The organism is Microcoleus sp. F10-B2, from assembly GCF_036704965.1.
Taxonomy (GTDB): Bacteria; Cyanobacteriota; Cyanobacteriia; order Cyanobacteriales; family Microcoleaceae; genus Microcoleus.
Map to the genome: position 1 here is coordinate 15,832 of NZ_JAUBTB010000038.1, position 13,643 is coordinate 29,474.

At 46.0% G+C, this 13,643-nt stretch carries 13 protein-coding genes and 1 pseudogene; 5 read left to right on the plus strand and 9 right to left on the minus strand.

Translation table 11 applies throughout. The features are described 5' to 3' along the window. Nucleotides 1-43 precede the first annotated feature (43 nt). A complete protein-coding gene (locus QUA99_RS16280) occupies nucleotides 44-1,330 on the plus strand; it encodes a glycoside hydrolase family protein (RefSeq protein WP_333238517.1) in 1,287 nt (428 codons plus the stop codon). A gap of 275 nt (nucleotides 1,331-1,605) precedes the next feature. Here QUA99_RS16280 and QUA99_RS16285 read toward each other — a convergent pair whose 3' ends face one another. Beyond that, complete coding sequence (locus tag QUA99_RS16285) at nucleotides 1,606-2,043, minus strand: hypothetical protein (RefSeq protein WP_333460380.1); 438 nt, start codon at nucleotides 2,041-2,043, stop codon at nucleotides 1,606-1,608. A 168-nt stretch (nucleotides 2,044-2,211) separates the two neighbouring features. Here QUA99_RS16285 and QUA99_RS16290 point away from each other — a divergent pair, with 168 nt between their 5' ends. Together QUA99_RS16290 and QUA99_RS16295 are read left to right on the plus strand one after the other, a co-directional pair. Beyond that, complete coding sequence (locus QUA99_RS16290; protein WP_333238513.1) at nucleotides 2,212-3,426, plus strand: hypothetical protein; 1,215 nt, start codon at nucleotides 2,212-2,214, stop codon at nucleotides 3,424-3,426. A 283-nt stretch (nucleotides 3,427-3,709) separates the two neighbouring features. Next, nucleotides 3,710-3,910, plus strand: a complete 201-nt coding sequence (locus QUA99_RS16295; RefSeq protein ID WP_333343409.1) for a hypothetical protein — start codon at nucleotides 3,710-3,712, stop codon at nucleotides 3,908-3,910. Between the two features lie 247 nt (nucleotides 3,911-4,157). Here QUA99_RS16295 and QUA99_RS16300 read toward each other — a convergent pair whose 3' ends face one another. Both QUA99_RS16300 and QUA99_RS16305 read right to left on the minus strand, forming a co-directional pair. After that, nucleotides 4,158-4,406, minus strand: a complete 249-nt coding sequence (locus tag QUA99_RS16300; protein ID WP_333238512.1) for a hypothetical protein — start codon at nucleotides 4,404-4,406, stop codon at nucleotides 4,158-4,160. Between the two features lie 158 nt (nucleotides 4,407-4,564). Then, a complete protein-coding gene (locus QUA99_RS16305; protein WP_015174589.1) occupies nucleotides 4,565-4,909 on the minus strand; it encodes a hypothetical protein in 345 nt (114 codons plus the stop codon). Nucleotides 4,910-5,439: 530 nt separating this feature from the next. Between QUA99_RS16305 and QUA99_RS16310 the strand changes: the two genes are divergently transcribed. Beyond that, on the plus strand, nucleotides 5,440-6,768 hold the full coding sequence (locus tag QUA99_RS16310; protein WP_333238510.1) for an SGNH/GDSL hydrolase family protein: 1,329 nt from the start codon (nucleotides 5,440-5,442) through the stop codon (nucleotides 6,766-6,768). Nucleotides 6,769-7,078: 310 nt separating this feature from the next. Here QUA99_RS16310 and QUA99_RS16315 read toward each other — a convergent pair whose 3' ends face one another. The 5 genes from QUA99_RS16315 to QUA99_RS16335 form a co-directional block, all read right to left on the minus strand. Continuing rightward, a complete protein-coding gene (locus tag QUA99_RS16315) occupies nucleotides 7,079-7,888 on the minus strand; it encodes an MlaE family lipid ABC transporter permease subunit (RefSeq protein ID WP_333238508.1) in 810 nt (269 codons plus the stop codon). A 232-nt stretch (nucleotides 7,889-8,120) separates the two neighbouring features. Next, nucleotides 8,121-9,155 (minus strand): patatin-like phospholipase family protein, encoded by a 1,035-nt coding sequence (locus QUA99_RS16320; RefSeq protein WP_333238506.1) that lies wholly within the window; start codon nucleotides 9,153-9,155, stop codon nucleotides 8,121-8,123. A 210-nt stretch (nucleotides 9,156-9,365) separates the two neighbouring features. Beyond that, nucleotides 9,366-9,995, minus strand: coding sequence for a methylthioribulose 1-phosphate dehydratase (gene mtnB, locus QUA99_RS16325; protein WP_333238504.1), 630 nt, complete (start codon nucleotides 9,993-9,995; stop codon nucleotides 9,366-9,368). Between the two features lie 248 nt (nucleotides 9,996-10,243). Next, on the minus strand, nucleotides 10,244-10,912 hold the full coding sequence (locus QUA99_RS16330; protein WP_333238502.1) for an HAD-IB family phosphatase: 669 nt from the start codon (nucleotides 10,910-10,912) through the stop codon (nucleotides 10,244-10,246). A 124-nt stretch (nucleotides 10,913-11,036) separates the two neighbouring features. After that, a complete protein-coding gene (locus QUA99_RS16335) occupies nucleotides 11,037-11,882 on the minus strand; it encodes a Crp/Fnr family transcriptional regulator (RefSeq protein WP_445251016.1) in 846 nt (281 codons plus the stop codon). Between the two features lie 358 nt (nucleotides 11,883-12,240). On the opposite strand from QUA99_RS16335, the gene QUA99_RS16340 reads away from it, so the two are divergent. Continuing rightward, complete coding sequence (locus QUA99_RS16340) at nucleotides 12,241-13,224, plus strand: DALR anticodon-binding domain-containing protein (RefSeq protein ID WP_333238500.1); 984 nt, start codon at nucleotides 12,241-12,243, stop codon at nucleotides 13,222-13,224. Between the two features lie 130 nt (nucleotides 13,225-13,354). Here QUA99_RS16340 and QUA99_RS33150 read toward each other — a convergent pair. Further along, nucleotides 13,355-13,480: pseudogene (locus tag QUA99_RS33150) on the minus strand (DUF4079 family protein); the annotation flags it as partial. Nucleotides 13,481-13,643: the final 163 nt, after the last annotated feature.

Below are 13,643 nucleotides of genomic sequence, written 5' to 3' on the forward strand. Positions count from 1 at the left end.
TTAATAGTTTTACGATTCGCCGTTAAATTTTCTCTCTCCCAGCATGAAAACTCTCAAGTGGCCAGCTTGGTTCCCCTATCCGATTTCGTGGTTAAGGGCATTTGCTCTCGCTCAGAGTTTTAGTTTTGTCCTTCGCAGGGGCATTCCTTTTGTCAGCAACGATATCGGCTTTCTGACTCTACTGCTGGCGGCTTGGCTGATTCAGTTGCCTTTGTTTTTTGTTTTTCATTTGTTCGCCGTCAAAATCTTAAATCCCTTACTAATTATGCTGCCGGGGCGCTGGCGGGTTGCGCGCAAGTTCAAGCGCAGGCACACTGGTATTCGATCGCACTTGCGAGAAGGCTTGAATGCTGTTGTAGTGATTTTTTTTGCATTTAATCTGTCGCTGCTGGTGCAACTTGCTATTTTTTATTGGCCCGCGCGATCGATCGATCCGGCTCAGTTACTAACAGGAATATCTACTCTGACAAATGTTGCCGTAGCGGGTGAATTAGATTTCTGGCTGATTAAATTGGCGGGCGTTTTATCGAGTCTAACGCTGGTAGCCGCGCCGCTATATCAATACGATTTTCGGGTGCGCCGGATGCGGGCGGCTCGAAAATTAGCCGAAATTTCGGAAATGGAAATGACTTGGCTAGAAGCTGAGAAATTGGGCCGTCGAAAAAGAGGTTTGCTGAGGCGATCGGAAATTCAAATCCTCGGATTTATACTTTTAATCGGCGCTGTGATTGGCGGCGGTGTTTTTTTAGTTGCCAATTTGCCGGGAAATCAGCAGTTTTCGCAGTCGGGGAGTGAGGTGAGAAAATTCCCGCCGCTGGCTATGAAAACCGGCGATCCTTACATTCGAGCGCTAATGCGAACTATTTCAGCTAGCGAGTCGAATGTTGCTCGACCTTATCACGTTGTTTACGGTGGCAAATACATATTAGATTTGAGCCGCCATCCTGACTGGTGCGTGAAGATTGTTAATGGCCCGAATCGAGGCAAGTGTACTACCGCTGCGGGCCGGTATCAATTTCTGACTACGACTTGGAAGGAGAAAGCTAAGCGCTATCAGGCCCGTCGTGCTAATTTTTTATTCTGGGAAGACTACAGTTTTCAACCAGAAGATCAGGATGCTGTGGTTTATGCTTGGTTGAGCGATCGCAAGTTTTGGAAAGCTGATATTTCAGAGATGCTGCGGCAGGAAAGATTAACTGAGGTATTGCGGATGCTTTCGGGAACTTGGACGAGTTTGGGATATGGAATTGAGAACAATTCTATGAGTTCTAGTTTGCCGAAAGTCTACCGGGAAATGCTGCGGGAAGAATTGGAAAATGCAGGTTCTTAGGTTAAATTAACACAAAGGTAGGGACACGGCACTGCCGTGTCCGAGAGATATCCGGTGCAATCTAGCAGATTTAATAAAACTCAGGACTAAGGGCAAAAAAATGGTTTTATCCGCTATTACTAGGGGTAATATCGTTTCCGGTTGCACTCAGAAATGATATAGAGGACACGGCGCCGTGCCGTTTCCCTACAATTAATCGCGGTAGGGAAACGGCACTGCCCTGTCGAAAGCTGTGGGTAATATTAATTCCGATGCTACCGGATTTGATATAATCACTATTTCAATTCTGGTAAAAATGCTGTCAAACACTTGTACAGTTCTAATCCCGGCCCTGCTTGCAGCGGATAAAGCTTGTCGAAATTAATGGGGTTTCCCGGTGCTAATTTCCACTCGGTTTTCTGTGCTGTTTTCGGGGAAATTTCGATCGCTACCGTGAGGTTAATAATGTTGTTCTGCTGGGGGATTCCCCGGAAGCAGTAACTTTTTCCCGTGCGTTGGTCGGAATCGCTGCCGGTGATGTATCTGTCTTGTTTGCGAAATTGAATTTCTCGAAAAGGTCGATCGATCCCAAAGGAGTCTCGGTAGCGGTAGTCTCCATCGGGCAAGCTTTGCACAGTCGGTCTAATTTGAGCTATAACTGTTGGTGCTACAAGGGGATGCGGTACAAAAAACATAGCTAAAGAATGATAACTTGTAGGGGCAGCTTTTACCAACCATCAGTGCCTAAGACCAATCATCTCATAAACCCGCCCCCGCGCAACGATAAATCGGCATTTACCTCTTTCAAAATACAAGGTGCGGGTTTCACCAGATATATTTTAGGTAGCTAACAGTAGAGATAAACCGGCCCCCTGCCGATCGCATAAAATTTTGTCAAAAACATGAAAAAATCTCAATCTCAGTCTTTAATTTTGTGGCGGCAAGTGGGAGGCGTGGCAGCTTTGCAGGGGGCAATTACTCTGACTTGGATGCTTTACCGACTGTATTTGCCTCAACTTTTAGCGGGATTTGGTTTCGCGGGATTCGACAGGGGTATCGGAATTTTAGAGGATTCTTTGGCAATTGCGATCGAACCTTTTTTTGGCTGGCTTTCTGACAAGCAGCGTCACTGGATGGGCACTCGTTTTCCGCTAATTGTTGTCGGCACTATTCTGTCGTCGGTGCTATTTATTGCGATTCCGGTTATTTTTATTTTCGGCAATCCAGTCTCGCCCCTGCGCTGGATTTTGCCTGCGGTAATAGTAGCTTGGTCGATCGCAATGGCGATGTTTCGATCGCCCGCAGTGTCGCTGTTGGGCCAATATGCAACTCAAAGCCAGTTGCCCCAAGCCATGAGTTTGTTGGTGCTTGTAGGGGGATTGGTTGGGGCGGCAAGGCCTGTTGCGGGGGATTTTATTCTGAGTTTGGGGCCAGCTTTTGCTTTTGCTGTTGGTTCGTTTGTATTGTTGGGTGCGGTGGCTTTTTTGCGATCGGTTAATCCTGATGTTGCGCTGTCGGAATTGCTTCCGGCTAGTGCAATTTCTGAGGGAGTTTCTATCACAGCGGTGGGGTTAATTGCGGTGACGGGAATCGCTGTTGCTTGGGGAAGTCGGGCGATGGGGGAACGGATTTTGCCCCATGTTTTCCAAACTCAAATAGCCGGTGTTGATAGTAAGTTGTTAATGGCGGGATTTACTTTGGCTTTAGCTGTTGCTTCTTTGCTAGCTGGGGTGATTGCGGTGCGCTGGGGAAACCAGCGGATGCTGTTGGGTGGATTGGTAGCAACGGCTATTTTGCTGTTAGCAATGGTTTTTAGTCAGGGGTTGGTGATGGTGGCTGCGACTGTTTTGGCTGTGATTTTTACCAACAGTTTGATTGCTACTGGTACAGTTCCTTTTGCTTTGTCTCTGGTACCTCCGCGCAGAGGAGGATTCGGCGTAGGGTTGTATTTTGGCGGTTTTTCCCTGGGGATGAGTTTATACTCTGTGGTGTTTGTGGCACCAAAGGCGATTCCTGCTGTTACAACGGCGATTGTGGGGGCGATCGCCTTTTTGATTGCTGGTGTCTGTGTCGTCGCGGGCGATCGGCTTAAACAGGAGGGGCCTGTAACAAATTAATAAGCTGTTCGGCATTTAAAGGAGGATAGTAGGGTGCGGAGCGTAAAGAAGCGTTTCCCATGTATAGTAAGTGTTCTAGCTGACGCACCTTACCTGGCTCGTTAATGGTTTAAATGCGTAACAGCTTAAGACTTGTTATGCAGTTTTACTCGATCCCTGACTCTCGTAAATAATTATTTCATGGTTTTCTTTCTGTTACCTATCTGAATAATAATAAAAATATTGAGCCAAGCCCTGAGAAAATTGACGGGCGCATATCTAGGGATAAACTGAGGATACTGCTATGTTTTGTGTGACGCGAGAAACAAAAAATTTAGGGCGGGTTGAAACCGGAAATTCGGAACGGCGAGACTCTATAATCTCTGCGTCCAAAAGTATCCGTATTGTCCGATCGCGAGTTTACAAAGATGAGGCTTTGGTGTCTGCTACCCTGGCCGGACTGCCAAGTCTTTTGGCATCCCTCGAAAGCTTTCGCGAGCAGTAGAACTTGGCATTTTCTCTTGCTATATATGCAGGGCGCGTTGAGGTTGGTGATAGCGGCTGCAAACTAAGCACGGGCTGTTTTGATTGCACCTGAAATCCGCCTCGATTTGAGTATAGTTTTGCTCTGCTGAACTATTGCAGGACGCAGAAACCTGGTTGTTTACACAAAAACATTTTGACAGCCGTTTTTTGTGGTATAAAAACCAGGTTTCTTGGTTTTTTGTCTGTAAGTCTTGTGTTAACAAAATTTATTTGTCAGTGTCATCGGGTGCGATCGATCCCTCTACCTCTTGGGAGGAACGGCTTAACATAGAGTCGTGCAGGTGTTCGCTGTGCTGCCTTTCTTGAGCCATTAATTCTCTGGCTTTTTCTTCAGCAATTCCCTCCCGAGGTGTTTCTAGCTCGTGGGAGGAACGGTTGAGCATAGATTCTTGCAAGTGTTCGCTATGCTGCCTTTCTCGTGCAATTAGTTGTCTAGCCTGTTCTTCTGCGTTCATGAGTAGTTTCTCCAATTGCTGGTTAGAACCGATTATATTAAACTGCCACAATTTGAGGGTAAATGTAGCCAGATTAACATAAAATTTTACAAAAATTTGTAGGATAAAATTTTGAGTTTGCTGGCGGTGGGGAGCGGGATCGGTGGTTGCCGAGCTAATTATTGCCAGACGCCGGAAAAGATATTTTTGACTGCGATGGCAATTCGATTTAAGTCTTCCTTCAGCAGCGGCGGCCAAGAAACTCCTCTGCGCAGTCCAGCTTCAAATTGCTGCAAACCTTCTACTGACAGTAAATGCAGTGCCGAGATTAATTGTCGATCGAGCATTGGAGATTCTTGCAGCCCTTCAAACAATATTTTTAAAGCTAATAAAATCGATGTCACTTGTCCCGGTACGGGCGGCTGACCTTGTTTGAGACGCATCAGGAAGGCGTCGGGATTTTTCTTGGTTTCGAGGGCGGTTCCTTGGTCGATCAGAAAACTGCGGGCTGTTTTGTAATCCATTTGACGTGCGATCGATCTCCTGCAATTAATTAGCTGGCATTATATCACTTTTTGTCTCGCTCAATTTGGTAATATATTTCGATAAAGGCTAAACTACAGCTACTCGTGAGGTGTGCCAGCCCTGTACTCGAAAGCTACTCGTGAGGTCGCGTCCTGTACCCGAAAGCTCTCGTAAGGTGCGCCGAAGAGCACCCTACAGCTACTCTTGGTAAGTCCAAGCGTATCTAAATTTTACAGTCAAGTTTGATGAAGTTTTTGTGGGGTAGGTTCTCATAACCCGCCCACAAATCTAACTTAGATGCCCAACAGCTTAGTTATGAGTAGGTTTTACAGAACGGACAAATAAAACAATGGCCAAACGGCAGGGAAAGAGCATAAAATCAAAAATTTACCGCTACTTGTGGCTGCTTTTTTTGTGTGTGAGCTTTCTGTTAGTTCCGCTCATCAAAATAATCGCTGCCGATACGCCATTTCCCCCACCCGCTCCTATTGAAAATAATGCTACTTTTGGAGCGAGGATTCAAAGGACTATGGGGCTACTTGCGGCTAGCACTCCAAAAAACCGCCGCCAAGTGCGTATTCTATTCTACGGTCAATCCATCACAGAACAAGATTGGTGGAAAGATGTAGTAAAGGATTTGAAACAGCGATTTCCCAATGCAGATTTAATTGTGGAAAATCGGGCGATCGGAGGATTTTATGCCCCAATTTTAATCCGTCCCAGCGAACACGATTTGTACCCTTTTTATCCTGATTTGCTAATTTTTCACGTCTACGGAGGCGGTGAAGATTACGAAACCATAATTGCCAATGTCCGCCGTCGCACTGCTAGCGAAATACTCTTGCATTCAGACCACATCGACTGGATGCCGACAGGCAGCAGCGACGACCCAGAACAAGTAAACAGATACGAATGGCACAATACTCATTCTACTCAATGGCTGCCTGAGTTAGCCGATAAATACGGCTGCGAAATCGCCGAAATTCGCGAACCTTGGCGCAGGTATTTGAAAGATAATCGCTTGCAGCCACAACAGCTATTGAAGGATGAAATTCACCTCAACGATTGGGGAAATTTTCTGCTAGCTGCTTTCATTAAACCGCACCTGCGATACAACCCAAATTCTTCTCAACCGCAGCAGGATTTAGTTAAAACCTATACAGTTGGCAGCGATGTTAAATGGCAAGATGGGAAGTTGGTTTTAGAATTTGAAGGAAATAGAATAGATGCGATCGCCGATAAAACCTTCAACGGCAACGCAATTTCTGCTAGAATTGCGATCGACGGCAAAAAACCCTCAGAATTTCCTGAACTTTACAGCATCACCAGACCTAGCCTCAGTCTTGGTGTCGCTTGGCCGGCTATTCTCCAAGTATCCAGCCAAAAACCGCTAATCGTCGAAGATTGGAAAGCCGTAATTACTGAGATTAACAGCGACGCCAGCAAGTTTAAATTTGACGTTGTAGGTTCTAAAACAGGTTACGACGGCAGCGGTAAAAACGGCGAACTTTTTATCTCAAACTCTGGCCGCGTCGTGATTGAAGCGAGAAACTGGTGGCTGAAAAATGCCTATGAATACTCTAAAAAACAGACGCCTAAAGGCTTTGAGATTTCCTGGCAGGTGCGCCCGATGTTTGTTGATTCATACGTTCGGCCAAAGATTGCAGATTCAAGCCGCGAATACCCTACAACATTAGCTCAGAATTTGAGCAACTCCAAACACACCCTCGAAATCGTCCCCGAAACTGACGGGAAAGTGCCAATTAAAGCAATTCGAGTGTATCGCCCTCCTTTCTCCAATCTAAAGTCTCAAGTTGAAAGTTTTAAACCGCAGATATCAGCGGATGAACGCAAATAAACGCTGATGCAATTTTATCAGCGTTTATTTGCGTTCATCTGCGGTTGAAAAAATCTTCATGTTATTTTTTAGCCATCGCCTTACCGACGTTGGGCGTTGATGATTCTTCAAACCCTTAATATTTAAGCATCTTGACAAGCGAATTTCTTGATGGTACCCGCCACGTGATTTATCCGTCGAATCAATCGAAAGCATCTCAAATCGAAAATCCTCAAGAAAGAGCATTTATCTCGCGCAAGTCAATCCAAAATCTAAAATCTAAAATCTAAAATCGAATGACTCCTGACTCCGGCTAAAATCGCCAAGATTATCAACTTTTCGGAATCCCCAACTCGTGAAACATCCACAGCGATAAAAACAAATCCGCGACAAAAATAAACACCCAAGAAGTTACCACCGCCGCCGTTGCAGCTTGGCCTACTCCTTTCCCTCCACCCGCCGTCGTCAACCCCCAACCGCAACCGACAAGGGCAATTATTAACCCAAAAATAAAACTCTTAATCGCCACATTTACTAAATCCCAAGGCCCCAAAAAAGTCCGCACCGATTCCAAAAATACCGACGGTTCCAAATTGTAAAAATTAACCGCCACAAACAGCCCGCCCAAAATCCCCACCGCTACCGCAAAAATTGTTAAAATCGGCAGCATGATGCAGCAAGCTATCACCCTCGGCACTACTAAATAATCAACCGGATTTGTTCTTAACATATACAGGGCGTCTATTTGTTCCGTCACCTGCATTTCTCCTATCTCCGCCGCAAAGGCAGAACCTACTTGTCCCGCCACCACGCCGGCCGTTAAAAGTGGTGCTAATTCGCGACAAAATGCCACAGCAAAAGCACCTCCAACCGCCCCAACCGCCCCAAACCGAACCAATTCTCTGCCGGATTGAACGGTAAAAATCATGCCGGCAAAAAGGGCTATTAGCAGCACGGAGCGGAAGGAATCCAGGCCTACTGTTACTAAATGTTCCATGATTTGGCGGCGGTCTATTTTGCCTTGGAGTATCCGCAGCAGCACTTGGCCGCCCAGGAACAGCGTCACTAAAAACCGCTGAAACCACCTGCTCTTGAAGGTTTCATCTAAATGTCGATCGCGTTCTTGATATTTTTTAACCAATGACTGAGGGCTCGCGATTAATTGCAAACAGGGCGAAGCACTGCCACATAGAGATTTTCGGCAATCCTACAGCAATTATTCCACGATTTGTCAACATATATTTTCTGTCTGCCTGCCCGGCAGTTGGTACGCTATACTTTTTTAGATTTTAGATTGGCACTGATTGATTCTGCGGTAATCATCACTCATTTCCCAATCTAAAATCTAAAATCTAAAATCTAAAATATTATGACTATTCGGCAAGCAACAAGTCGATAAACTTATCCAACTGTTCATTATATTTTTCGGCTTGATCCTTGCCAATTCTCAGCAGTTCCGATATCTTCTCTTCCGAGGCATCATCAATCGGCAGCGGTTGTTCGCGGTTCAAATCTGGACTAATTCTCAAATATTGATTCGGTCTTTCAACCGCATCGTAAATTTGGATTATTTGATAATTTACAGTTTCAGCAACTCCCGTCATCATGATATTAATCAAAGGCTCAACCCACTCAACTTGACCCCAATTTTTCACTTCTTCGTAGGGGAATTTTTTCTGAGCTTCTCCCGTCCCCAAGGATAAAATTACCATATCTTTTGCTGTCGGGCCTTTGTCGCGGCGCTCGTCTGGAATTCTGAATTTATTTCTAACTTCTGCATAGGCACAAAGTGCCGGATTGTTTGCGAATACTCCCCCGTCAATTAAAGCGTAGCGTTCGTTAGTCAAAGAGTAGATTTTTGGAACTTCAAAATAAGAGGGAGCGGCAGATGTGGCTCTGGCTATATCTCTGATAAAATAGTCTTCTGCTGGATATTGTTGAGCATCTATTCGATCGAAAAAGTGAGCTTTTCTCCTTTCGATGTCGTAACTGGAAATTAAACAAGGTTTTAGCAGTTCGCTGAGTTTGCAATCTCTAAAGTTTTCCCAAAATAATTTTTCTAAGCGATCGCTCGCATATTTCTCATCTATCAAACCGTCTATAGATCTGAGTTTTTGCCAAAATGAACTCTTAAAAACGTCGCGACCGCTCTTAATCGAAAAATTAACAGCGTCTTGGGCAGACCACCGAGGTCTGCTGGGATTTTCAGGATCGGGACACAAATAGATGCAAGTTAAAATTCCTCCCGCACTCGTGCCGGCGATTAAATCAAAATAGTCAGCTATTCTCGCATCTGGGTTGCCACTTTTCTGTTGCAGCTTTGACTCAATGCTAACTCCTACTTGCGCGGGGATAATTCCTCTAATTCCGCCTCCATCTATGGATAAAATCCTGGTATATTTAGCCATAATTGTTGTCTATATTGTTGTCTATTCTGGATGTTTGCTCGTTTCCTGCAGTCCTGGACGCAAAAGTGGTTTGACGGGCTACTCATAGCGGTAATGTGGGCGGCCCGGCACACCCTACATACACCAGATTCTAGGTTTATGAAGTACACCCCCGTTCGCGAGTACCGTAGGGACACGGCAGTGCCGTGTCCCTACCTCTGCTGTCCTAATCTACCATCTCAAATCTAAATTTAATTGGCGGGCTGCGATCGTATAGCGAAAAATGTATTCTACAATTTCAACGTAATTGTAGGCGGCCGCTGGCGAGTTTGCCCAGACTGTGATGCCGTGATCGCGAATTAACAAAGCGGGTACAGAGGGTGCAGAAATGGCAAAGAATTCGCCAATTTCCTTGGCTATTTTAGGGACTTCCAAATAATTTGCAAATAGGGGTATCGCCACCTGCGGGTTTTCCTCCCATATCCCCAAACCTTTCAGCATTTCGATCGCGGGTAAAGGCACTGCATCTCCTGCTGTTAGCCGAGAAACTAAATTTGCCTCGATGGAGTGGACGTGATAGCAAGCTTTAGCGTCTGGAAAACAATTGTAAACTGCTAAATGAATGCTGGTTTCGGCCGAAGGGCGGCTGTCGGGAACAGGTTGCTCGACAATTGCGCCGTCTGAGCTCATTCTGATAAAATCTGCTTCTGTTAACTGCCCTTTCGCGCGGCCGCTAGCAGTAATCCAAAAACTGCCATCTGGTAAGCGGGCTGAAAGATTGCCAGCAGTACCAACCATCCAACCGCGATCGTAAAAATGTTTGGCTGCTGCAATTAAATCGGATCTCAAATCGCCACTCATTTTTTATAAATCCTCAGTTTTTGATCTACTTTTTAGGTTAATAGGAATTGCGCTCGCCTATCTAAACGTAGGGTAATTCGTGCAAAGCTTATATCAAATTCGGTCGCATCGGACTTATCTGCACGGAGGCGGGTTTATTATATTGTTTATTACGGGCAATTATTGTTGGTGAACCCGCCCCTACAAAATTTAACATCATACAATACCGATGCAAACGGAATTTATATTACCTGAGAAAGGCGATAGTTTCAATTCCATTTCTGGGACAAACTTTCCAAGATATCAAAAAAATTATCCCATTTAGTATAAGGCTTTTGTTGTTCGTCTAGATACTGGGCAAGCCGATCGCGCGCAAACACCGACGAAGCCTGCAAAGCCATATTAAAATCCGTCAGCGAATCTCCGATTGCCACCTGTTCCTCGGCGGGGTGCTGCCCCATCACCCGCACCTTAGACACCAATTCCTCATCTCCTTCAAACTCAGAATTGACTTGCAAGCGAGGGCCGCTAGCGTCGACATCCACAGCGTAAATAACGCTCGCCCGGTGTACCAAATCGCCCATTACCGTCTCTACCATGACCCGAAGACCGCCGGACACGATCGCAAAATCTACCTTTTTCTCGTCCAAAAAATCCAGCAATTCCACCAATCCCGGCCGCATCAGCTTTCCCCTAGAAAATTCCACAATTTCCCCGTAACATTCCGAGGGAATAGACTCTAGTATCTGCCGCACTCCCGATCGCAAACTCAGCCTTCTAGCGTATATTTCAGGCATCAGTTGAGACGACAATTCCGGTGCGAAATGCTTGAGCATTGCCACAAAAGTTTCTTCAACGGTTATCGTCCCGTCAAAGTCGCAGAATACCACCCGTTGCTGACTGTTCGGGATAGTAGATTTTTGCTTGTTATCGGTCATTGCCAGTCGCACCTTTCGAGAACGGGAAAAGTTTACACAATTCATCGTACACTGTCGAGCGACTGAGCGCGACAGCCAACAACTAATAGCGACGCGCTGTTTGTTGGCAATTGCCCGCAGGATTTTATGCAGATTCTTCGAGAGAATCTTCGAGGGAATCTTCGTCGAGGGAATCTTCGTCGAGAGAATCGTCGTCGAGAGAATCTTCGTCGAGAGAATCTTCGAGGAATGCTTCTACATCCTGCTTTGGGTTTTTTGTCTTTTGAGGGTTAGACTTAGCCGGCAAACAGATTAAATTATCATCCTCAGTATTAATCAAACCTTTCGATCGCAACTTACCCATCAGCCGCGTCACCGTCACCCGCGTTGAGCCGATGGCGCTGCCAATTTGAGCGTGAGTCAACGTCCAAGGCAGCCGGTAGCCCCGAACCACCTCCGGTTCGTCCTCACCTACGTAAGGTTCGCCGAACTCTTCGATCAACAAAGTGAGAAATCCCAGCAGTCGGTCGATCGTCCGGCGCTGTCCCAAAGTGCTCAGCCAGAGAAGTTTCCGCTGGTGCTGGTAGCGAAACGCATCCAAAATTTCCCTGCGAAAGTGAGGCCAATTATCCAAGTCGTGCCAGTACATCCACACTACGTGAGTTTGATCGGCATGGGCGTAAGCTTGGAGAGTAAACGGAGACTGAGCAACCAGTTCAAAAGGCTGACCGGCGCCGACGAAGCCCAAAAAAGCTTCTTCTGTAGTTTTGTCAGCGGATTTTGACTTCGCCGCTGCGGCGCTAACTTGAGCGCTGCCTACGAGCCGCACAGAACCTTTCTGGACTAAATACAGCAGTCCGGGTCTTGCGGGAATCCGCTCGTCTTTGCTAAAAGTCCGGCAGCGGTAGTGTTCCTGGGCCCAGTCGATAATTCGCTGCCAAGTGATAAACGGTCGATCGATAGTCTCTAGAGGTGTGGAAGTTGATTGCATAGGTGAGGCTCTGGGATATATTTAATCATTGACAAAAACGGTTTTTGCTCGCAGCGCGATACAAAGTGAGACAGCCAACCCCCGATCAAGCTTGCACGCTTCTTAACTGTGCAGATTTTTCTTAGTTTTACCGAAAGATTCAATGTAGCAAAAAATACATCAAAATGGTAGAGGTCAGCAAAAAATTTGTCGTAAATTTATTGTAATATTTAGCCCAAAAATCGCTATAAAGCAGATTAATTCGATGTAGCCCCGTCCGAGGGAGTCGATCGAGCATCTCTGACATCAGCGGTTTAACGTACAACAACAGTGCAAGCGGTAACAGTCAACAGTCCCTGTTACCGCAGGAGCGGCCGATATGGATACAGCAAATCTCTCGCAGTGCCCAGAACTTACAGTGAAGTGTTTCTTGCTTTCAAGGTTCCAAAGCGCGATCGCCCAGCAAGAGACACTAGGGAAAATTCCGTTAAATCTCATAGGTGACACCATTCTCAAGAACGGGCAAGATGCCCGTGAAGCGAGAGATGAATTTTCTTCTCGCTTCACAGGCATCTTGCCTGTTCCTAAACAAGTAATTGAGAATGGTGCAATATTTCCGTTAAATCGGAGTAAAGATAGCGCGCGGGTGCTGTACGTGTCTGCGATCGCCCTGAAATTGGCTAAAACTTGGCAGCAGACACCGCAGACAATCGCGGCACAGTTGGCCGAAACTCTCGAACCGCTGTGCTACCCAGATTTCGCCGTTAAAGTCGCGCCGGCGGGAATTATTGAGTTGGAGTTGACTGATGCAGGTTTAGCCGTCTGGTTGCAGCGTTTAGCTCAAACGAACCTCCCAGTTCCAGAATCTAGAATATTATCTCCTGTTGTGTGTGCCGATCGGCTGTTTCCCATTCAGTACAGCCACGCGCGCTGCTGTTCCCTGCTGCGAATGGCCCACCGCGATCGGATAATTGCGATCGCCCAGCCCGATGTCACTACAGCGCCGCAAATTTGGTCGCTGGCGAGTCCAAATCCTATCCCTTGGATTGATGAGGGCGATCGACTGCGGTTAGTGCATCCAGCAGAACGCAGTTTAATATCGCAAATGTTAACAGTGTTAGATAATTTATATCCGAATTTTGAGGCAAAAAAACTCGAAAAACCTGTCAATTATTTCAAATTAGCCAATAATTTGAGCGAAGCCTTTCAGATTTTTTACAGCCAGTGCCGAATTTGGGGAGAAGTTAAAATAGAACAGCCAAAACTCGCCCAAGCCCGATTGGGTTTAATCTTAGCAACTCAATCTTTGTTGCGCTCGCTGCTCGAAAATTTCTTTAACGCTATTGCTCCTTTAGAGCTTTGAATTAGTCAGAATAAAAAAAATACTCAACAAAAAATAGATGAATTTACTGTATTTTGGGCGCTGGTTTCTGACAATTTTAACTTTTGAAACCTCACCGATTGAGGTGTTCTTTTTGCCAGGTTAAAGGAATCTAAAACAAATCGCGATAACCCGTAACTTTTTGACCGAGAAATAGCAGCAGGGCGATGCAGTTTAAAACTGTGTGAATTTTTCGCCAGCGGTGCGAGCGATCCTCCTGATAAATTTCCGGCGTAACTGCCCAGGAAAAACCTTTAACAGTGCCGCAGTGATGCCGTAATAAAAATGATAAACCAGCCTTTCATCATCCCTGCGAAAAATCGCCTATTGAAATCCGCAAACTACCAAACCGACACCAGTTGAAACGGGAAATACTCCCCGCCAAAGTTTCTCTTTTGCTA

What these genes read in the sequence shown, in the direction of transcription:
- QUA99_RS16305 (WP_015174589.1), bottom strand. Translation starts at nt 4,909, where the DNA reads ATGGATTACAAAACAGCCCGCAGTTTTCTGATCGACCAAGGAACCGCC.
- QUA99_RS16295 (WP_333343409.1), top strand. Translation starts at nt 3,710, where the DNA reads ATGTTTTGTGTGACGCGAGAAACAAAAAATTTAGGGCGGGTTGAAACC.
- QUA99_RS16280 (WP_333238517.1), top strand. Translation starts at nt 44, where the DNA reads ATGAAAACTCTCAAGTGGCCAGCTTGGTTCCCCTATCCGATTTCGTGG.
- QUA99_RS16290 (WP_333238513.1), top strand. Translation starts at nt 2,212, where the DNA reads ATGAAAAAATCTCAATCTCAGTCTTTAATTTTGTGGCGGCAAGTGGGA.
- QUA99_RS16335 (WP_445251016.1), bottom strand. Translation starts at nt 11,882, where the DNA reads ATGCAATCAACTTCCACACCTCTAGAGACTATCGATCGACCGTTTATC.
- QUA99_RS16310 (WP_333238510.1), top strand. Translation starts at nt 5,440, where the DNA reads ATGGGGCTACTTGCGGCTAGCACTCCAAAAAACCGCCGCCAAGTGCGT.
- mtnB (WP_333238504.1), bottom strand. Translation starts at nt 9,995, where the DNA reads ATGAGTGGCGATTTGAGATCCGATTTAATTGCAGCAGCCAAACATTTT.
- QUA99_RS16340 (WP_333238500.1), top strand. Translation starts at nt 12,241, where the DNA reads ATGGATACAGCAAATCTCTCGCAGTGCCCAGAACTTACAGTGAAGTGT.
- QUA99_RS16300 (WP_333238512.1), bottom strand. Translation starts at nt 4,406, where the DNA reads ATGAACGCAGAAGAACAGGCTAGACAACTAATTGCACGAGAAAGGCAG.
- QUA99_RS16320 (WP_333238506.1), bottom strand. Translation starts at nt 9,155, where the DNA reads ATGGCTAAATATACCAGGATTTTATCCATAGATGGAGGCGGAATTAGA.
- QUA99_RS16330 (WP_333238502.1), bottom strand. Translation starts at nt 10,912, where the DNA reads ATGACCGATAACAAGCAAAAATCTACTATCCCGAACAGTCAGCAACGG.